Raw genomic sequence first — 19016 nt, forward strand, 5'->3', positions numbered from 1 at the left:
ACAGGGTCCTCGACCGGACAGAAAGTGACATGATGACCTCCCCAGATCAGCCCGCGCTCACGGTGCAGGGCCTCGGCCTGCAGATCGGCGGCGCCCGCATCCTCGAGGATGTCGGATTCTCCGTCGCGACCGGAGAGATGGTCGGCGTGATCGGACCGAACGGTGCCGGCAAGACCACCTTGTTCAACCTCATCTCCGGCGTCCTGAAGCCGACGGCCGGTTCCATCACGCTCGACGGCAAGGACGTCACGTCGGCCTCGATCCACAGCCGCGCCCGCGCCGGACTGGGCCGAACATTCCAGACCTCCAGCCTGTTCCCGCGGCTCAGTGTGCTGGAAAACGTCCGGCTCGCGGCCCAGGCAGCGCTCGGCGGAAGCGTCACGGTCTTCCGGTTCCCCTCGCGGACGGATTCCGCGACCGCCGCCGCGAAGCAGAACGTGGCCGAGGTCGGGCTGGAGGACAAGCTGCACACCGCGGCCGGCGACCTCGCCCACGGCGACAAGCGCAAGGTGGAGATCGCCATGCTCCTGGCAGGCAACCCCTCGGTCATCCTGCTCGACGAACCGATGGCCGGCGTGGCCTCCGGCGACGTGCCGGGGCTGAGCGCCATCATCCGCCGGATGCACCGCGACCGCGGCTGCACCGTGATGATGGTCGAGCACCACATGGACGTGGTCCTCGGGCTGGTCGACCGCGTGGCGGTCATGCACCACGGCAAGCTGCTGGCCATCGACACCCCGGACGCGGTGATGGCCAATCCCACCGTCCAGAGCGCCTACCTGGGAGAACCCGTATGAGCCAGCACCCGGAACCCCGCGCGGCCGCGCCGCAGGACGCTGCCCAACCCCTTGCGACGACGACCACCGCGACCGCCACGGCCACGTCGCCGGCCGCGACCCGGCCGGACCGCCACGCCCGCCCGGTGCTGGAGGTAGCGGGGCTCAGCGCGCACATCGCCGGCCAGCAGGTGGTGGAGAACGTCAGCTTCTCCGTGCCGGCCACCGGCATCACCGCCCTGCTGGGCCGCAACGGCGTGGGCAAGACCAGCACCATCAAGGCCATCATCGGGCTGATCTCCCGCAGCGGCAGCGTGACGCTGGACGGCACTCGGATCGATAAGGAAGCGACCTACAAGATCATCCGCCGCGGCGTGGGCTACGTCCCGGAGGACCGCGAGGTCTTCTCCAAGCTGACCGTGGCGGAGAACCTGCGGCTGGCCGAACGGGACGCCTCACCGCGCCGGCAGCTGGTGGAGGAACTCTTTCCCGACCTGCTCAAGCGCGCCTCGCAGATGGCCGGGACGCTCTCCGGCGGGCAGCAGCAGATGGTCTCGCTGGCGCGTGCGCTGCTGAATGAGAACAAGCTGCTGCTGATCGACGAGCCGACCAAGGGCCTGGCGCCCAAGATCGTGCAGGAAGTCTCCGAGACGCTGGAGCGGGCCGCCGCAACGGTGCCGATCCTGCTGGTGGAGCAGAACCTGCAGGTGGTCCGCCAGCTGGCCGCCGGCGCGGTGGTGCTGTCCGGCGGGCGGGTGGTCCACACCACCGACAGCGCGCTGGATTTCCTGGACAACGAAGACCTGACCCAGCGGCTGCTGGGCGTCCACGCCGAAGGCGGGCACGACGACGAGGCCGGCCCCGCCGCCGGCGCAGACGGCCGGGACACGGCCCCCGCCGCCGTATCCCTTTCCGAGACCGGCACCGACCCGAACGGGGTGCACAAGTGAGTACCATCGTCCTGCTGACCGTCACCGGCCTGGGCCTGGGCGCGCTCTACTTCCTGGTGGCCTCCGGGCTGAGCCTGATCTACGGGCTGATGGGCGTGCTGAACTTCGCGCACGGCTCCTTCCTGACCCTGGGCGCATTCGCCGGCTGGGAAGTGGCCCGCCGCGCCGGCGCCGACAACTGGTGGACCTTCCTCGGCTCCCTCCTGGTGGGCGCCGTCGTGGGGGCCCTGTTCGCCGCCTTCACCGAGTTCGTGCTCATCCGCAAGCTGTACGAGCGGCACATCGAACAGGTCCTGGTCACCGTCGGCCTCTCGCTGGCATCGGTCGCGCTGTTCGACGGGATCTGGGGCACCGACCCGGTCTATATCTCCGGACCCGAATGGTTCAGCCAGACCACCAGAATCCTCGGCGCCGACATCGCGAACGATCGCTTCGTGGCCATCATCGCGGCGGTGTTCGTGCTGCTGGGCCTGGTGTTCTTCCTCAAGCGCACCCGCTACGGCATGATCATCCGCGCCGGCGTGGAAAGCCGCTCCATGGTCACCGCGCTGGGCATCGACGTCCGCAAGGCGTTCACGCTGGTCTTCGCCATCGGCGGCGCCGCGGCCGGCCTGGGCGGGGTGCTGGCCAGCCACTACTTCGGCTACGTCTCGCCGCTGCTGGGCGGATCGCTGCTGATCTTCGCCTTCATCGTCACCGTGATCGGCGGCCTGGGCTCGCTCACCGGCGCGGCCATCGCCTCGGTGGTGGTGGCGCTGCTGCAGCAGTTCGCGAACTTCTACCTCAACGGCACCGGGGATTTCGTCGTCGTCGTGGCCCTGGCCCTTGTCCTGCTCTTCCGGCCCTCCGGCCTGCTCGGGAGGAAATCATGACCACCAGCAAGACCGACCCCCAGTCGGACGCGCAGCCGAATCCTGCCGCCGCAACCGCTGGGCACGCCGAGGCCCCGGGCGCCGCCGGAGGCGAGACGCCGCGGCGCGGACGGAAGGGCAGGAACGACGGCGGGGCTGCCGCCGGCGGGGTCCGCGGGCTGCTCAAGTGGGCCGCCGGGGGTGCGGCCGTGGTGCTGCTGGCCCTGCTGCCGCTGCTGAACCTCTCCCTGCCGGGCGTGCTGCCCGGGCCCACCTACACCCCAGGTTCGCTGCAGCTGATCGCCATGTGCATGCTGATGGCCGCCGCGGCGCTCAGCTACCACCTGCTGCTCGGCGTCACCGGCCTGCTGTCCTTCGGCCATGCGCTGTACTTCGGCGCCGGGGTCTACGGACTCGGCGTCATCCTGGACACGTTCGACATCCCGTTGCTGCCGGCCATGGGCCTGACGCTGCTGCTGGTCATCGTGCTGGCCCACGTGGTCGGAGCGGTCGGCCTGCGCGTGACGGGCATCCCGTTCGCCATGGTCACCCTGGCCTTCGCGGAGGCCGGCCACGTGCTGGTGGGCCGCAACCCCGGCCAGGCCACCGGCGGCGAAGAGGGCCTGACCCTGGCCACGGAAAACCTGCCCGAGGCCCTGCTGGGCGTGGCCAACACCCGCAACCTGTACTGGCTGGCGCTGATCGTGCTGCTGGTGGTCTTCGCCGTCGTCAGCTGGGTGCAGTTCAGCCGCGCCGGCCACGTGGCCGCGGCGGTGCGCGAGAACGAGCTGCGCGTGCGGGTCATCGGGCTGCAGCCCTACCTGGTCAAGCTGCTGGTGTTCGTGGTCGGCGGCGTGCTGGCCTCGGCGGTCGGCATGGTCTACCTGCTGCTGCAGTCCGGTGCCGTCCCGCGCAGCCTCTCGGCCGACTTCACCATCACCCTGCTGGTCATGGTGGTGCTCGGCGGCGTGGGCTCGCGCTGGGGAGCGGTCATCGGCGGCGTCTTCTACACGCTGCTGGACCAGCGGCTGACGGCGCTGGCGCAGTCGGAGGCCATCGCCAACCTGCCGGACATCCTGCGGATCCCGCTCTCGGAGCCGCTGTTCATCCTCGGTACACTGTTCATCCTGGTGGTCCTGTTCCTGCCCGGCGGCATCACCGGCGCGGTGCAGCGAGCCACCCTCAGCCGCGGCCAGCGCCGCCAGGCAGCCGCCCGGCAGCGCGACATCCTGGAGAAAGCCGAGTGAACCTGCAGCCCCACCCGCCCGCCGGCGGTCTCCATACCCTCGGCCGCTGGACCGCCGACCGCGCGGTGTCCACCCCCGACCGGGTGGCGATCGACGACCGCGGGGTCAGCCTGCGCTATCGCGACCTCGATGCCCGGGCCGTCGCCCTGGCCGCGGGCCTTCGCGCCGCCGGCTACGGGGTGGGGGACCGGATCGCCACCCTGACCGGCAACTCCGCCGACCACGTGGTGCTGTTCTTCGCCTGCGCCAAGGCCGGCCTGGTGCTGGTCCCGCTGTCCTGGCGGCTGTCGCCCGGGGAGATCGCCGAGCAACTGCAGCTGGCGGACCCGGCGCTGCTGCTGGTGGAGGATGAATTCGACGCGCTGGCCGCGGCCGCCGCCACGATGCTCCCGCTGCCGCCGCGCACGGCGGCGCTGGGGCCCTCCGGAGTGGAGCGGCACGTGCCCTGCCCCACCCGCCGGCTGGACAGCACCGGGGCGCCCGTGCAGCGGGACGTGCGCGACGACGATGCCCTCCTGATGATCTTCACCTCCGGGACCGAGGGGCCGAGCAAGGCCGCCATCCTCACACACGCGAACTGCTTCTGGACCAACCTCTCGCTGTCGCGGACCATGGAGCTCTCCAGCTCCGACGTGGTGCTGGCCGCGCTGCCGCAGTTCCATGTGGGCGGCTGGAACATCCAGCCGCTGCTGGCCTGGTGGACCGGCGCCACGGTGGTGCTGGAACGCACGTTCGACCCGGGCCGGATGCTGCAGCTGATCGCCGAACGCAGGGTCACCACCATGATGGGCGTCCCCACCCAGTACGCCCTGCTGGCCGAGCACCCCGGCTTCGCGTCCGCCGACCTGTCCAGCCTGCAGCACGCGATCGTCGGCGGCGCCTCCATGCCCGCTCCGCTGTTGCGGATCTGGCACAAGCGCGGCGTGGCCCTGAGCCAGGGCTACGGCCTGACCGAGGCCTCGCCCAACGTGCTCTGCCTGCCCAACGAAGACGCGGCCTCCATGATCGGCTACGCGGGCAAGCCCTACCCGCACGTCAGCGTGGCGGTGGCGGACCCGGCCACCGGCGAGATCCTGGACGGCGCGGCCACCGGTGAGCTGCTGGTCTCGGGACCGGGCGTGTTCGCCGGCTACTTCCGGAACCCGGAGGCCACCGCGGCGGCGCTCGCCGGCGGCTGGCTGCGCACCGGCGACCTGGTCGAACGCACCGCGGACGGCTTCTTCCGGATCGTGGACCGGATCAAGGACCTCTACATCTCCGGCGGCGAGAACGTGGCCCCGGCCCAGGTGGAGCAGGTCCTGCTCTCACATCCCGCGGTGGCCGAGGCCGCCGTCGTCGGGGTTCCCGACGAACGCTGGGGCGAGACCGGGCTGGCCTACGTGGTGGTCCGGCCGGGCCGGATCACCGACGCCGAGGAACTGGCCGAGCACTGCCGGGCGCAGCTGGCCGCCTTCAAGGTCCCCGGCCGGTTCGCCTTCGTGCCGGCGCTGCCGCGCACCGCACTGAACAAGGTGGTCCGGGGGAGGCTGCGGGAGGCCGCCGTCCGCCCCGGCCGCCACCCGCTGACCGCAGGATCGGAGCAGGAATCATGAGCGCTGCACCACGCACCGCCCGGGGCACCCGGACGCGGGCCAAGTTGCTGGAGGCTGCCGAAGCGGTGTTTGCGTCGGTGGGCTACCACGAGGCCTCGATCGTCAAGATCACCGAGCAGGCCGACGTCGGACTGGGCACCTTCTACCTCTACTTCGAGGGCAAGCAGGCCGTCTTCGACGAGGTCGTCGAGGACCTCAACCGGCGGGTGCGCCACGCGATGACCGAGGCGGCCAAGTCGGCGGAGAACCGGCTGGAGGCCGAGCGGGCCGGGTTCAAGGCGTTCTTCCGCTTCACCGCCGAACACCCCGCGCTCTACCGGATCATCCGGCAGGCGGAGTTCGTGTCGCCCGGTGCCCTGCGGATGCACTACACGCGCATCGTCAACGGCTACATTGAGGGACTGAAGGCGGCGCAGGCCACGGGCGAGGTCCGTCCGATGGACCCCAACGTCGCGGCGTGGGCGCTGATGGGCATCGGCGAACTGATCGGCATGCGCTGGGTGCTCTGGGAGGACGACGACGGTGCGCAGCCCGTCCCGCGGGAAGTGCCCGACCACGTATTCGAAGAGATGATGCAGTTCATTGAGCGGGCGCTGGCGCCCGGACAGCAGACGACGGAAGGACCCACCCATGGCTGAGAAGACTCTGACGGGCCGCAGCGCCATGGTGACCGGCGGGGCCAGCGGCATCGGCGAGGCCTGCGCGCGGGCCCTGGCCGACCGCGGCGCGAAGGTCACCGTGGCCGACCTGGACGGCGCGGCCGCCGAACGGGTGGCGCAGGAGATCGGCGGGGTCCCGTGGCAGGTGGACCTCAGCGACACCCGGGCGCTGGAAACGGCAGCGGTGGACACCGACATCCTGGTCAACAATGCCGGGATCCAGCGGATCAACCCCATCGAGGAGTTCGACCCGGAGGCCTTCCGGCTGATGCTCCGCCTGATGCTCGAATCCCCGTTCCTGCTGATCCGCGCGGCGCTGCCGGGCATGTACCAGCGCGGTTTCGGCCGGATCATCAACGTCTCCTCCGTCCACGGGCTGCGGGCGTCGGCCTACAAATCCGCGTACGTCTCCGCCAAGCACGGGCTGGAGGGCCTCTCAAAGGTCACCGCGCTGGAGGGCGGCGCGCACGGGGTGACCAGCAACTGCATCAATCCCGGCTACGTGAAGACGCCGCTGGTCGAGAAGCAGATTGCCGACCAGGCCCGGATGCACCAGCTGCCGCCGGAAGAAGTGGTGGCGAAGGTGATGCTCACCGAAAGCGCCGTCAAGCGCCTGGTCGAGCCGCACGAAGTGGCCTCGCTGGTGTGCTGGCTCGCGGGGCCCGACGCCGGCATGGTCACCGGCGCGTCCTACACGATGGACGGCGGATGGTCCAGCCGATGAGCGCCGAACCCGCAGCCCTGCCCTACGCCGCCCGGGACGTGCCGGTCCGCGGCGGCACCCTGCGCACCGGCGTGTGGGGACCCCGGGACGCCGAGGCGCCGGCCATCCTGGCCGTGCACGGCGTGACCGCCTCCCACCGCACCTGGGGCCTGCTGGCGCAGGAGCTCGACGGCGTGCGGGTGATCGCCCCGGATCTGCGCGGGCGCGGGCGCAGCAACGCGCTGCCCGGCCCGTTCGGCATGGCCGCGCACGCCGACGACCTCGCGGAGGTGCTCGCGGCGCACGGCGTGGGCCGGGCCGTCGTCGTCGGCCATTCCATGGGGGCGTTCGCCTCCGTGGTGCTGGCCCGGCGCCACCCGCGGCTGGTGGAGTCCCTGGTGCTCGTCGACGGCGGCCTGCCGCTGCAGGTGCCGGCCGGGCTCAGCGACGAGGAGGTCATCCAGTCGGTGCTCGGCCCGGCCGCCGAACGGCTGGCCGCGACGTTCCCCACCCGGGAGGCGTACCGGGACTTCTGGCGGGTGCACCCGGCGTTCGCCGAGCATTGGAACGCGCTGGTGGAGGACTACGTGGACTACGACCTCGCCGGTGAGGCGCCGCTGTTGCGGCCGGCGACGAATTACGAGGCGATGGCTCGCGACACCGCCGACCTGAACAGCGGCGCCGTCCTGATGGACGCGCTGGAATCACTCGCAGTCCCGGCGGTGCTGCTGCGGGCCCCGCGCGGGCTGCTGAACGAAGACGCGGGCCTGTACACGCCCGGATACGTGGACGGCTGGGCGCGTCGGCTGCCGGCGCTGCGGGTGCGCGAGGTCGCCGGAACCAACCACTACACCATCGTCATGGACCGCCCGGGCGCGGCGGCGGTGGCCGATGCGGTGCGCGACGCCATGGCCGGCCGGGCGGCGGGATGGGCCGCGGGCCAGGGGCCGGTCCGGTGAAACGACACACCGAACAAGCTGCAGGATAAACTCAAGACTGCGTGCCTATAGTCGAGAGGCTGAGGTTTCTTCCCCCAAGCACAAGCCCTCGTCCTCGGCCTGAGGCACAAAGTAGTCATGATTCGATTCGATAACGTCACGAAGATCTACGACCAGAACTCTCGTCCGGCCCTGGACAAGATCAGTCTGGAGATCGACCGCGGCGACTTCGCGTTCTTGGTCGGTTCGTCCGGCTCCGGGAAATCCACGTTTATCCGCCTGGTTTTGAAAGAAGACCGCGCCACCCGCGGCTCGGTCTACGTCGCCGGCCAGAACGTGGCCAACATTCCCAGCTGGCGCGTGCCCAAACTGCGCCGCGGCATCGGCGTGGTGTTCCAGGATTTCCGGCTGCTGCCCAACAAGACAGTCTTCGCCAACGTGGCGTTCGCCATGCAGGTGATCGGGCGCAGCCGGGCGGTGATCCGCGAGACGGTGCCCGAGGTGCTCAAGACCGTGGGCCTGGAGGGCAAAGACCACCGCATGCCGCACGAGCTCTCCGGTGGCGAGCAGCAGCGCGTCGCCATCGCACGCGCCGTCGTGAACAAGCCCGGGATCCTGCTGGCCGACGAACCCACCGGCAACCTGGATCCGACCACCTCGCTGGGGATCATGAAGGTGCTGGACCGGATCAACCAGAACGGCACCACCGTGGTGATGGCCACGCACGACAACGTGATCGTGAACGAAATGCGCAAGCGCGTAATCGAGCTGCGCGACGGCGTGCTGGTGCGCGACCAGTCCGAAGGCATCTACCTGGGCGAACCGGAGGAGGCCAAATGAGGCTGGCTTTTATCCTCGGCGAAATCGGTTCCGGCCTGCGCCGCAACCTGTCCATGGTGGTCTCCGTGGTGCTGGTGACTTTCATTTCGCTCAGCTTCGTGGGCGCGGCCGGCATGCTGCAGATGCAGATCAACCAGATGAAGGGCTACTGGTACGACAAGGTCCAGGTGGCCATCTTCCTGTGCGTCGACACCTCGACGACGGCCAGCTGCGCTGCCGGCCCCGTGACCGACGAACAGCGTGCGGAAATCGAGGCCACGCTGACCAGTCCGGCCGTGGAACAGTACGTGGACACCTACCTGTACGAGTCGCAGGACGATGCCCTGGGCCACTTCCGCGACCAGTTCGCGAACTCGCCGATCGTGGACTCGGTGACGGCCGACCAGCTGCCGGAGTCCTTCCGCGTCTCGCTGGTGGATCCGCAGAAGTACGAGGTCATCAACGAGATCTTCTCCTCGCTGCCCGGCGTCGAAGTAGTCGTGGACCAGCGCGAGATCCTGGAAAAGGTCTTCAGCGTCATGAACATCGCCTCGCTCGTGGCGGTGGGCATCGCCGTCGTCATGATTGTCTGCGCCATCCTGCTGATCGCCACCACCATCAGGCTTTCCGCCTTCAGCCGGCGCCGGGAAACCGGCATCATGCGCCTGGTCGGTGCCTCCAAGGCCGTGATCCAGCTGCCGTTCGTGCTGGAAGGGGTGATCGCCGCCGTGCTCGGGGCGCTGCTGGCCTCGGTCACGCTGTGGGCCGTGGCGCACTTCTTCATCGGCGGCTGGCTGGCCAGCCAATACCCCGACACGGCCTTCATTTCCTCCAGCACCATGCTGGTGATCGGTCCCGCGCTGGTGCTGCTGGGCGCCGTCCTGGCCGGAATATCGTCCCTTTTGACCCTGCGCCGCTACCTTAAGGTCTAGACTCATGAAACGTGCACAGAACTTGACATTGGGGAGCCAGGCTGTGAGCCGTACTAAGCCGCGGAAGAAATGCCTTCCGCAAGGGATTTTGAGTGCCGCCATGGCCGCCCTGCTCGCGTTCTCGCTGGGCTCCGCCGGCCCCGCCCAGGCAGACGACCTCGACGACCGCAAGGCCGCCCTCGACCAGGAAATCCAGCAGATCGAATCGTCGCTGGAGTTCCTCAACGCCGACATCGTCGAGGCGGTCAAGGAGCTGAAGCAGCACCAGAGCCGGCTGCCGGCGGCGCAGCAAAAGCTCTCCGAGGCCGAGGGCCGGGTGGACGCCGCCGCCAACAAGGTGGCCGCACTGGCGCAGCGCGTGGACCTGGCGCTGCAGACCAAGGACAAGATCAACCAGCAACTGGCCAGCGATGCCGAGGAGCTGGAGGAAACCAAAAAGGTCATCGGCCAGATTGCCACCCAGGCCTACAAGCAGGGCGGGGTGCCGTCCAACCTCTCGCTGTTCTTCGGTTCCGACGGCGACGCCAACCTGGCCAGCACCATCGACCTGGCGGACCAGGCGCTGCGCAGCCAAAACGCGGCACTGGACAAGCTGGCCCAGCAGAACGCGACGAATGTTAACTCCCGGGCGCGGCTGGAGGCCGTGGAGGAGGAAATCCGGGACCTGAAGGCGCAGGCCGAGGAGGCGCTGGCGGCCGAACAGGTCGCCCGCGACGAGGCGGCCGCCGAAAAGCAGAAGGTCGACCAGCTGATCGCCGAGACCTCGGCGCTGTCGGACAGCCTGCAGGCCAAGAAGCCGCAGATCGAGCAGGAGCTGGCCAAGACCGAGCAGGCCCAGAACCAGGTGCTCTCGCAGATCAAGGAGCGGCAGGAACGGCTGCGCCGCGAGGCGGCGGAGAAGGCCCGGCGCGAGGCCGAGGAGCGGCGCAAGGCCCAGGAGGCCTGGGAGCGGGAACAGGCCCGGATCAAGGCGGCTCAGCAGGCGGCGCGCAACAGCGGCCAGCCGGTGCCGCAGCTGGTCCCGAGGGTGCCGCCGCCCCCGCCGGCCAGCCAGGCGCCGTCGTCCTTTGGCTTGATCAACCCGGTGAACGGGCCCATCACGTCCGGCTACGGCTGGCGGCCCACTCCGGCGGGCACGATGGACTTCTACGGCACCGGCGGCTACATGCACAGCGGGATCGACTACGGTTCCGCCTGCGGCACGCCGATCTACGCGCCGGCGGCGGGCACCGTGGCGCGCGCGGACAGCACGGTCTGGGGCGGCGGCAACAGCGTGACGATGAGCCACGGCGTGGTGGGCGGCAACGCGCTGGACACCAACTTCTACCACATGACCCGCTACGTGGTGTACGCCGGCCAGAGCGTCGGCCGGGGCCAACTGATCGGCTACGTGGGCAGCACCGGCAACTCCACCGGCTGCCACCTGCACTTCGAAACCATCGTCAACGGCAGCTTCGTCAATCCGATGAACCTGCTCTAGGTTTCGCCGGCGGCACCCGGCGCGCTGCGGCTGATCCGGCCGTGACGCCGCGGCGGCTTATGCGGCGGCAACACCGCGGCGGCGCTCCTGCCGTGGCGCCGCTATAATGGAACGTTCCGACGACGAAGGAGTACCCCGTGCCCAGAGAAAGTGGCCGAAAGGTAGTGGCCACCAATCGAAAGGCCCGGCACGACTACCACATCATGGATACCTACGAGGCCGGCATGGTCTTGATGGGGACCGAGGTGAAGTCTCTGCGCGAGGGCCGTGCTTCGCTCGTGGACGGCTTCGCCATCTTCTATAACGATGAGCTGTACCTGGAATCCGTCTACATCCCGGAATACCTCAACGGCAGTTGGACCAACCATGCCGCCCGGCGCCGGCGGAAGCTCTTGCTGCACCGAGCCGAGCTGGAAAAGATTTCCCGCCAGACCAGGGAGTCGGGCTACACGATCGTTCCGCTGCAGCTGTACTTCAACGACGGCCTGGCCAAGGTGGAGATCGGCGTGGGCCGCGGCAAAAAGGACTACGACAAGCGCCAGACGCTGCGCGAGAAGCAGGACAACCGCGAGGCCCTGCGCGCAATGCGGGAAAAGAACCGCGGGGCCTGAGCAGCTGCTTCACCGCTGCCGCCCGCCATGCCGCGGGCGGGAGCCGCCCCTGTTCCTTCCGCTGCCGCCCCGCCATGCCGCTGGCCGGAGAGCCCTATGTGGCATCAGCCCGCCGTCAGGGACCGACGCACCAAGTCCAGCCACCCGGGTAGGCCGCCGCGGGCCAGCGCCTTCCGCTGGCGCTGCGCACCGTTGCCCTCCAGCCGCAGCCGTGCGGCCTGCTCGCGGACCCAGCCGCCGTCCCCGTGCTGCTCCAACGCCTCATCGATATGTCGCAGCAAGAGTTCGAGGACATCGTGCGCGGGCCAGAGGGTGGCCGAGTCCAGATGCACCAGTTTCTCCGACAACCCGAACCGGGCCGCCTGCCAGAGCGCCACGTCCAGGTGTTCCGGATGGAAGTTGGTGACCGGGCGCACCGCGAGGACGGCGGCCTGCTCGGTGGCGACCAGCGCGCGGACCAGCCCGGCCAGCAGCACGCTGTCGGCCGCGGTTAGCTGGCTGTCGGCGGCCCGGACCTCGATAGTGGGGTAGTGGTCGGCCAGCCTTGCCAGCCAGGAGAGGTGCCCGGGATCCGGGACCACCCCGGAGGCGTACAACTGCCGCACGCGGACGCCGTAGTCGTGCAGGTCCGCGAAGAACGGCGGGCAGCCCTGGACCTGCCAGCGGCGGTACATGATGGTGCGCCAGCTGGCGAAGCCACTGTCCGCGTGCCGCCAGTACGGTGAGTTGGCTGCTACCGCCGTGAGCAGCGGGAGCCAGGGACGCAGCCGGTTAAGGACCTGCAGCCGCACCTCCGGATCTGCCACTTCGACGTGGATGTGCATGCCCGTCACGTACTGGTCGGCGATCAGGGCCGGCGCACGCTCGGCGATGCTGCGGTACCTGGGGTTGTCGGTCACGGCTGCCGGGCGCAGGTCGGCGTCGAAAATCACGCCGATGCCGGCCGCGGCCGCGCCCGTTGCCGCGGCGCTGAGGGCCAGCTCGTGACGGAAGTCCAGCAGGGCGTCCGCAGCTTCGGACAGCTGGCGGCACACCGGGGTCGAGGTTTCCACCTGGCAGTCGAGCAACTCGTAGCTCACCCATTCCGGGGTGGTTCCCAGGCGCAGGGCGGCCCGCACCGCCGGGCCGGTCGTCACCGGCAAGCCAGTGCGCGGGTCCATCAACAGGAATTCTTCTTCGATGCCGAACGTTGCCGGGGTGGACGCCGGCGGCGGCGTGCCTGGGGGCCGGCCCACAACCATGGTTTGAGCGTAAGTCCCGCGACCGCACGCTGGCTATGCCGGGGCGGCGGGAATAGCCCGGCGCAAACATGGGTTACACTGGATGGTCCGGGACAGGTAACTGCCCGGCAGCAATGGTTATTTTGATAACTACATACGGGGATGACAGGTTTCGACGATGTTAGTCGCGCCAGGGGAAGCGGGCCGAGGATGCAGAGTTATCTCGGAAACGCTCTCTGCAAACCAATAAGTGCCGAATCTAAGCGCACTGACTTCGCACTCGCTGCCTAAGTAGCGGTGCAAGTCCGTCAGCCCGGGGATGCTCTCGCCCCGGATGCTGGCGTCATTAAGAGAGCCACTGCTGAATACCTTCGCCGTTGGGGTATTCGGGACATTTAGACGGCTGGGCCCGGGTCAACCACCTGTTTGCGGGATGGTTGGGGCCAAGAAAACCCGAAGCAAACTGCGCCCGGAGAAGTCCTGGCAACACAACATCGGACGGGGGTTCAATTCCCCCCATCTCCACTATGTGATGAGTTGGGACATCCTTTACGGATGAGTCGGGTCATCGCTTACACCCCGGTCTTCGGACCGGGGTGTTTTCTTTTGTCTGGGTTGGTAGTTCCGGTCCGGATCTTCGACAAGGCTCATGCTGGCACCCGGAGCAGGTAAACGGTGTCCCGACTCATTTGGAAACGATCACTGGAAACTATGACGGCGCGGCACGCAGCTTTGGTCACGCCTGGTCGCCCGGACGGCTTTAGGATCGTGATGAATTCGAGGCCTTCGAGCGGCAGGAACAAGACGAGTGATTTTGAATGAGCAGAGCGAGCCGGTCGACTTTCGCGCATCGGCCGAACTGATCCTTTCAGGCGACGCCGACGGTCTCTTCAACGCCGCAAATGACCTGCAGCAGATACCCGCGGCTGAAGCGGTCGAAGCCCTGTATCGACTAGCGATTGAGCACGGGGTTAAGGAAGCACACCTCAACTACGGGACCTTTCTCGAAGGGCAGCATCGGACCATGCAAGCCTTGGAGCAATACGAGACGGCACATAGGGCAGGGGACCCGCAGGCGGCGTTAGCCCTGGGGCAGGCCTACCTGAACCTTGGGAAACCGGCCGAGGCGATCAGATGGCTAAGCGACGCCGGTGAGAACCCATCAGTCCCACTCCGGCTGGCCAGAGCATACCGAGCCGTAGGGGATGAAGGCTCCGCAGTTGAAATCCTGCGAAAAGGCAGCGAGCTCAGCGCAGAGGCGGCCGTAGAACTGGTCACCACGACGGATCAGTTGGACCTCGACACATCGATTCAGCTCCTCGAAAGACACCTCGACACCGGTGAGGTTGATGTCCTAATCCCTCTAGCGGATCTCTATTCCAAGGCAGGCAGAAGCGACAAAGAAATCGAACTTCTGCGGCGCAGCGTCTCTGAAGGCGAACCGAACGCACTGCATAACCTGGGCTTGGCGCTCTGGGAATCGGGGCAGGCTAAGGAGGGTAGGGCGCTTCTCAAGCAGGCCGCGGGCCGAGGCGACCAACTATCAGCCCAAACCCTACGCAACATTCGCCGAGCCTACCGCCAAGTCAGGCCGAAAAGAGCTTCGCGGAGGAGATAAGGGGCGCAACCTCCGAGGAAGACACCAAACTGACAAGACGATGTTCAAGAGGCCTTGCTAGCGAGGGGTTCGCCGACAGCCCGCCTGTTGTCATCGAGGGCAGCCACGCGTACGGTCGAAACAGGCGGCCAACTGGTTTTGCCCATTGTGAAGCCCTCTTTCGAGCCACCGGGAGCCTGGTTTCATTCTCTGAAAGGTGGCTCTCATGGAGTCGCACATCAAAACCCACCCCCATGCCCTTTCCATCGCGAGCCTTGATTCGGCCGTGTACTTGGGGCAAGGCACGCACCCGCATCTTGAAGGCCTTGAGGTACCCGGCCTGCCCACCGGCAAGTCGCCCGCGCAGAGGAGCATGCTGGCCGCCGTCCTGTGCAGATCCGGCGAAGTGGAAGCAGCCGAATGGGCTTTGGACCAGGCTAAGGCGGCCAGCGACGAGCAGATCATCGCTGCCCTCTCCTCAGGCTTGTCCGAAGAGGAGGTGGGGGTAGCGGCGGGTGTTTGCGAGTACGCGATCGCCGAGATCGTCGCCGCTCAGGCCCCGCCAAAAGCAAGCTGAGGCGAAGCCAGCCTGAGTGCAGCCTACGTGAGCTCAACATGGTATGAGCCGGTCCGGCGGGGGATCTTCCGCCCCGCCCGCCGCACCCAGGTGGCCGGACATTCTTCCTGGTCTGGGCCGGCAGGCGCTATCGAAGGCGTGCGGTGGAGAGCGAGTATCTGTTCGCCGTGTTGTACCCGGTCTTGGACCCGGTGACCCGCACCCTGATCGTGTCGAAGCGGTCCGTGGCGGTCAACCGGTAGGTCTTGCCGGTGGCGCCGCGGATGGCCGTGCCGGAGCGGTACCACTGGTACTTCAGGGTGGTGCCCGCCGTCCAGGTGCCCGGATACGCGGTCAGCGTGTAGCCCGTCCGCAGCGTGCCCTTGATGACCGGTGCGGACGTGCGCAGGGTGCCCTTGGCAATCGCAGACGTCTTGGCCGAGTACCGGTTCAGGCTGGTGTAGCCGCTCTTGGATCCGGTCACCCGGACGGAGATCTGCTTGCCGGCGTCGGAGCCGGTGAGCACGTAGGTGCGGCCCGTCGCCCGTGAGATCGCCGTGGTGCCGCGGTACCACTGGTACTTCAGCGTGGTGCCCGAGGTCCAGGTACCTGGGTACGCGGTCAGCGTGTAGCCGGGCCGCAGCGTGCCCTTGATGACCGGTGCGGAGGTGCGCAGGGTGCCCTTGGCAATCACGGACGTCTTGGCCGAGTGACGGGTCAGGCTGGTGTAGCCGCTCTTGGATCCGGTCACCCGGACGGAGATCTGCTTGCCGGCGTCGGAGTCGGTGAGCACATAGGTGCGGCCCGTCGCCCCAGAGATCGCCGTGGTTCCGCGGTACCACCGATACTTCAGCGTGGTGCCCGAGGTCCAGGCCCCGGCGCCGGCGGTCAACGTGTAGCCGACCTTGTGGGTTCCGCTGATCGTCGGCGTGGAACTGGCCAGCAAGCCCGGAGCGATCTTGGGCGTCGGCTCGGAGGTGTTGCTGCGGACGGCATAGCCCTCCTGTGACCTGCTGCTCGTCACGGTCACACTCAGCGCGGACCCCAAATCGGCCGGTACGGGGGTGTACGTATCGAAGGTGGCGCCGCTGATGGGCTGGTCGTTGCGGTTCCACTGGTAGCTCTCCACCGTTCCCTCGGGCCAGCCGCGGGTGTCCGCGCCCAGCCGGCGACCGACCAGGGGTTCCCCAGTGATAACCGGGACGAGGCTGAAGTCCAGGGACGAGGTGGCGTCGGCCAACCCGGTTCCGCAGCCTTCGGGGCAGGTGCCCGGAAGGGGACGGGACTTGAGTTTGAGGTGGTTTTCCAGCCGGGCCGGCGTCCAATTCGGACGTGCAGCAAGGATCAAGGCGGCCAGGCCGGCGACGTGCGGTGCGGCCATCGACGTGCCCTGGAGGTAGGAGTAGCCCTCGGCGCCCGGGGTGGTCCTGCCCTGGTTGTATGTGGAGACGATGCCGTTGCCCGCTCCGGTGCTCCCGTCGCCGCCGGGGGCGGTTACGTCGATCATGGCTCCGAAGTTTGAATACGGGGCGCGGTTGCCTTCGCGCCCGCTGGCCGCCACCGTGATGACGTTCTTGCAGTTCGCCGGGGTGGACAGGGAGGCATTCTGGTTCTCATTGCCGGCCGCCACCACGACGGCGGAGCCGGCGTTTACGGCATGGTTCACCGCGGACTGGAACGTGGCGGAGCACACGCTGGAGGCGCCGAGCGACAGGTTGATGACACGGGCCCGGTTTGGATTGAGCGGCACGTCTGGGACTTTGCCTCCTGCCGACCAGATCACGGCGTCGGCTATATCGGACAGGTACCCGCCGCACGCTCCGAGGGCGCGGACGGGAAGGATCTTCGCGCCGGGGGCGACGCCGGCCACGCCCTGACCGTTGCCGGCGACGGCGGCGATGGTGCCGGCTACGTGCGTGCCGTGCCAGGAGGAGTCGTTGTACCCGCAATCACTGGCGTCGTTCCAGTCGCCTTCATCCCGGGGGTCCGGGTCCCGGCCGTCGCCATCGCGGGCATCGGCCGGGTCGGCGATCATGTCGTAGCCGGGCAGCACGTTGGCGTTGAGGTCGCTGTGATCGGTGATGCCCGTGTCGACGACGGCGACCGTGACGCCGTCGCCGCGGCTGACGTCCCAGGCTCCCGGCACGCGCATCCCGGCCGTCTCCTCGAAAAGGTCCCACTGCAGGCCGAAGTGCGCGTCGTTCGGCGTCGTCGACGGTTGCATCCGCTGATCAGGTTCTGCGAATTCGACGGCCGGATCCGCCTCGAGCCCGGCGACCAGTTCCCTGGCCTCAGAGTCTGTGAGGGGCTTGCCGGTGCTGATCACCCGGGCCCCGGTGGCGGTGCCGCGCAGTTCCTTCACGCTGACGCCCAGCTTCTTGGCGGTGCGCCCGTAGGCTTTCCCCCTACCGGCGGAGCTGCCCCCGGCCTTGTCCCTGAACTTAACGATGAACCGGTCGGTCGGCATGTCGCGGGGAGGCAGGTACTTGGATGTGGCGCGAGGTGGGTCGGACTCAGCGGTGGCCGAAGCCGGAAGGGCGGCGAGCGTTCCGCCGAGGACAGCGGCGGCGGTGAACGAGGCCAGTCCGGCGAGGAAGCGGCGGGGCAGGGGCGAAGGCATGGGTGTCATCCTTACGGGCGGGGTCCCGGGAAGTTGGTGCAGGACGGACGGGATGCGACGTTGCGCCCACGCGGTTCAGTGTAACGATTATCCCCCGGTGGTACAGCCCCTGACAAAGCTCGAACCGGTAACCACCGGGCCGCGGCGGAGTGTGACGGACTCCCGCCGGCCTGTAAAGACCTCACGCTGGTCTCAAGGCCAATCGGTGGCTATTCACCGCTTCCGCTTGCAAGCCCCTCGCCGCCGGATGTAACGATTAAGTTGCAACATCCCCAACGATTGGAGCAACACATGTCATCGTTTGCTAAAACCAAGGCACGGCAGCTGGCCGCTGGAGTCTTCGTCGCAGGCGTGGTGACTGCCGGAGGCGCAGGAGCCGCTTCTGCTCACGAAACACAGGATTCGTTCGTGGCCATCACGGCCGAGGACGTAACCATCGTGCCGGCCCCGGTCGAGGAAGCTGAACCGGTCGTCGAGGACGGTCCCGCGGAGGAAACCCCCGCTGGGGAGCCGGCTGCCCCGGCACCGGTCGAGGACGAAGCCCCAACCCCGGACGAGGGTGAAGAGCCCGTCGAGCCCGTCCCCGGGGAAGAGCCGGTAGAGGAGGTTCCGGTCGAGGAACCGGCTCCGGTGGAGGAAGAGCCTGCACCGGCCCCCATTGAGGAGCCGGTCGTGGAAGAGCCGGCCCCGGCTCCGGTTGAGGAGCCGACCCACGCCTGGCAGGCCGTGAAGGCCGAAACGGACGCCGCGTGGAAATCGGCGAAGGCCGAGGCTGATGCCGCGTGGAAGTCCGCGAAGGCGGAGGGAAGCGCAGACTGGAAGGCCGTCAAGGCTGAAGGAAAGGCCGACTGGAAGACAGCCAAGGCCGAAGGAAAGGCCGTGTGGAAGACGGCCAAGGCCGCCGAGAAGGGCGTCGGCGAGGTCGAGTAATTCAGCCGGCTCCGCCATCGGGGGCGGTCTCCCTGCGGGGAGGCCGCCCCTCTGCGTGCAGGCGGGATCCGGCCGAGTCCGGCGCAGGGACCGGCGGCGATTCGGCTTGCGATTCAGCTTTCTTCTAAACCTCTAGCCCAGCAGCGCCCGTCGCCAGGGGTCAGTCTCCGGGAAGCGCCACGTCGACGATTCCGGTGAACCTGGTGCCGATGCCGTCATACTCGCTGCGGACCCATCCCGCGGGCAGCTCGGGCAGCTCCGCGGGATCATGGTGCCGGCAGTAAACATAGGTGAATTCGGGCCACCATTTCTTGGGCCGGGCAGACTCGGTAAAGCCGCAAATGAAGCACCGCAGCGGTGTCCAGACAGGCCTCTTGCCCGTGCGATTGGCACGCGACTGGGCCAGCCAGGCCGGTGGGTCCGCGTCCATCGCGGCGAGTTCCTCCTCGGAGATGCGGGAGGGGATTCCGTGGCGTTTCGCCATCTCCGGTGGGATATCGAGGAACTGGGCTGCTTCGCGTCTGGTAATCATCAC

The 19016-nt window shown here is 68.2% G+C and carries 18 protein-coding genes and 1 other RNA gene; 16 read left to right on the top strand and 3 right to left on the bottom strand.

Going from position 1 to position 19016, the window contains the following annotated elements:
- Positions 1–32: 32 nt before the first annotated feature.
- The 12 genes from AC5RTY_RS08905 (at position 33) to smpB (ending at position 11558) form a co-directional block, all read left to right on the top strand.
- Positions 33–797 carry an ABC transporter ATP-binding protein gene (locus AC5RTY_RS08905; RefSeq protein WP_493979135.1) on the top strand — a complete coding sequence of 255 codons (765 nt, stop codon included), beginning with the start codon at positions 33–35 and terminating at the stop codon, positions 795–797.
- Entirely contained in the window at positions 794–1726 is a 933-nt protein-coding gene (locus AC5RTY_RS08910; protein ID WP_494139407.1) for an ABC transporter ATP-binding protein, read from the top strand. Before AC5RTY_RS08905 ends, AC5RTY_RS08910 begins: the two co-directional genes overlap by 4 nt.
- Positions 1723–2598 (top strand): branched-chain amino acid ABC transporter permease, encoded by an 876-nt coding sequence (locus tag AC5RTY_RS08915; RefSeq protein WP_494000186.1) that lies wholly within the window; start codon positions 1723–1725, stop codon positions 2596–2598. Before AC5RTY_RS08910 ends, AC5RTY_RS08915 begins: the two co-directional genes overlap by 4 nt.
- Positions 2595–3824 carry a branched-chain amino acid ABC transporter permease gene (locus AC5RTY_RS08920; protein ID WP_494074991.1) on the top strand — a complete coding sequence of 410 codons (1230 nt, stop codon included), beginning with the start codon at positions 2595–2597 and terminating at the stop codon, positions 3822–3824. The genes AC5RTY_RS08915 and AC5RTY_RS08920 overlap by 4 nt, the downstream gene beginning before the upstream one ends.
- On the top strand, positions 3821–5416 hold the full coding sequence (locus tag AC5RTY_RS08925) for a class I adenylate-forming enzyme family protein (RefSeq protein ID WP_494139408.1): 1596 nt from the start codon (positions 3821–3823) through the stop codon (positions 5414–5416). Before AC5RTY_RS08920 ends, AC5RTY_RS08925 begins: the two co-directional genes overlap by 4 nt.
- Entirely contained in the window at positions 5413–6054 is a 642-nt protein-coding gene (locus AC5RTY_RS08930; RefSeq protein ID WP_493979076.1) for a TetR/AcrR family transcriptional regulator, read from the top strand. Before AC5RTY_RS08925 ends, AC5RTY_RS08930 begins: the two co-directional genes overlap by 4 nt.
- Positions 6047–6799: a 3-hydroxybutyrate dehydrogenase gene (locus tag AC5RTY_RS08935; protein ID WP_494012472.1), complete on the top strand. Its 753-nt coding sequence runs from the start codon at positions 6047–6049 to the stop codon at positions 6797–6799. The genes AC5RTY_RS08930 and AC5RTY_RS08935 overlap by 8 nt, the downstream gene beginning before the upstream one ends.
- The gene (locus AC5RTY_RS08940) at positions 6796–7737 is read left to right on the top strand and encodes an alpha/beta hydrolase (protein WP_494139409.1); all 942 of its coding nucleotides are present in this window, start codon (positions 6796–6798) and stop codon (positions 7735–7737) included. Before AC5RTY_RS08935 ends, AC5RTY_RS08940 begins: the two co-directional genes overlap by 4 nt.
- 117 nt (positions 7738–7854) lie before the next feature.
- The gene (gene ftsE, locus AC5RTY_RS08945; RefSeq protein WP_493979073.1) at positions 7855–8556 is read left to right on the top strand and encodes a cell division ATP-binding protein FtsE; all 702 of its coding nucleotides are present in this window, start codon (positions 7855–7857) and stop codon (positions 8554–8556) included.
- The gene (gene ftsX, locus AC5RTY_RS08950; protein ID WP_493979072.1) at positions 8553–9467 is read left to right on the top strand and encodes a permease-like cell division protein FtsX; all 915 of its coding nucleotides are present in this window, start codon (positions 8553–8555) and stop codon (positions 9465–9467) included. Before ftsE ends, ftsX begins: the two co-directional genes overlap by 4 nt.
- A 100-nt stretch (positions 9468–9567) precedes the next feature.
- On the top strand, positions 9568–10947 hold the full coding sequence (locus AC5RTY_RS08955; RefSeq protein ID WP_494000181.1) for a peptidoglycan DD-metalloendopeptidase family protein: 1380 nt from the start codon (positions 9568–9570) through the stop codon (positions 10945–10947).
- A 137-nt stretch (positions 10948–11084) separates the two neighbouring features.
- Complete coding sequence (smpB, locus tag AC5RTY_RS08960; protein ID WP_494000180.1) at positions 11085–11558, top strand: SsrA-binding protein SmpB; 474 nt, start codon at positions 11085–11087, stop codon at positions 11556–11558.
- Positions 11559–11662: 104 nt separating this feature from the next.
- Here the strand turns inward: smpB and AC5RTY_RS08965 are convergent, their stop codons facing one another.
- Positions 11663–12799 carry a carboxylate-amine ligase gene (locus AC5RTY_RS08965; RefSeq protein WP_494139410.1) on the bottom strand — a complete coding sequence of 379 codons (1137 nt, stop codon included), beginning with the start codon at positions 12797–12799 and terminating at the stop codon, positions 11663–11665.
- A gap of 137 nt (positions 12800–12936) precedes the next feature.
- On the opposite strand from AC5RTY_RS08965, the gene ssrA reads away from it, so the two are divergent.
- From ssrA to AC5RTY_RS08980, 3 genes are all read left to right on the top strand, one after another.
- Positions 12937–13306: a transfer-messenger RNA gene (gene ssrA, locus AC5RTY_RS08970) on the top strand.
- A gap of 280 nt (positions 13307–13586) precedes the next feature.
- On the top strand, positions 13587–14396 hold the full coding sequence (locus tag AC5RTY_RS08975) for a tetratricopeptide repeat protein (protein ID WP_494000178.1): 810 nt from the start codon (positions 13587–13589) through the stop codon (positions 14394–14396).
- A gap of 205 nt (positions 14397–14601) precedes the next feature.
- A complete protein-coding gene (locus AC5RTY_RS08980) occupies positions 14602–14952 on the top strand; it encodes a hypothetical protein (RefSeq protein ID WP_494000177.1) in 351 nt (116 codons plus the stop codon).
- A 127-nt stretch (positions 14953–15079) separates the two neighbouring features.
- Here AC5RTY_RS08980 and AC5RTY_RS08985 read toward each other — a convergent pair whose 3' ends face one another.
- A complete protein-coding gene (locus AC5RTY_RS08985) occupies positions 15080–17551 on the bottom strand; it encodes a S8 family serine peptidase (RefSeq protein WP_494139411.1) in 2472 nt (823 codons plus the stop codon).
- Between the two features lie 291 nt (positions 17552–17842).
- Here AC5RTY_RS08985 and AC5RTY_RS08990 point away from each other — a divergent pair, with 291 nt between their 5' ends.
- The gene (locus AC5RTY_RS08990) at positions 17843–18481 is read left to right on the top strand and encodes a hypothetical protein (protein ID WP_494109987.1); all 639 of its coding nucleotides are present in this window, start codon (positions 17843–17845) and stop codon (positions 18479–18481) included.
- 160 nt (positions 18482–18641) lie between these two features.
- Here the strand turns inward: AC5RTY_RS08990 and AC5RTY_RS08995 are convergent, their stop codons facing one another.
- A complete protein-coding gene (locus AC5RTY_RS08995) occupies positions 18642–19013 on the bottom strand; it encodes a hypothetical protein (protein WP_494012464.1) in 372 nt (123 codons plus the stop codon).
- Between the last annotated feature and the right edge of the window lie 3 nt (positions 19014–19016).

The organism is Arthrobacter sp. Y3224055 (assembly GCF_059090825.1).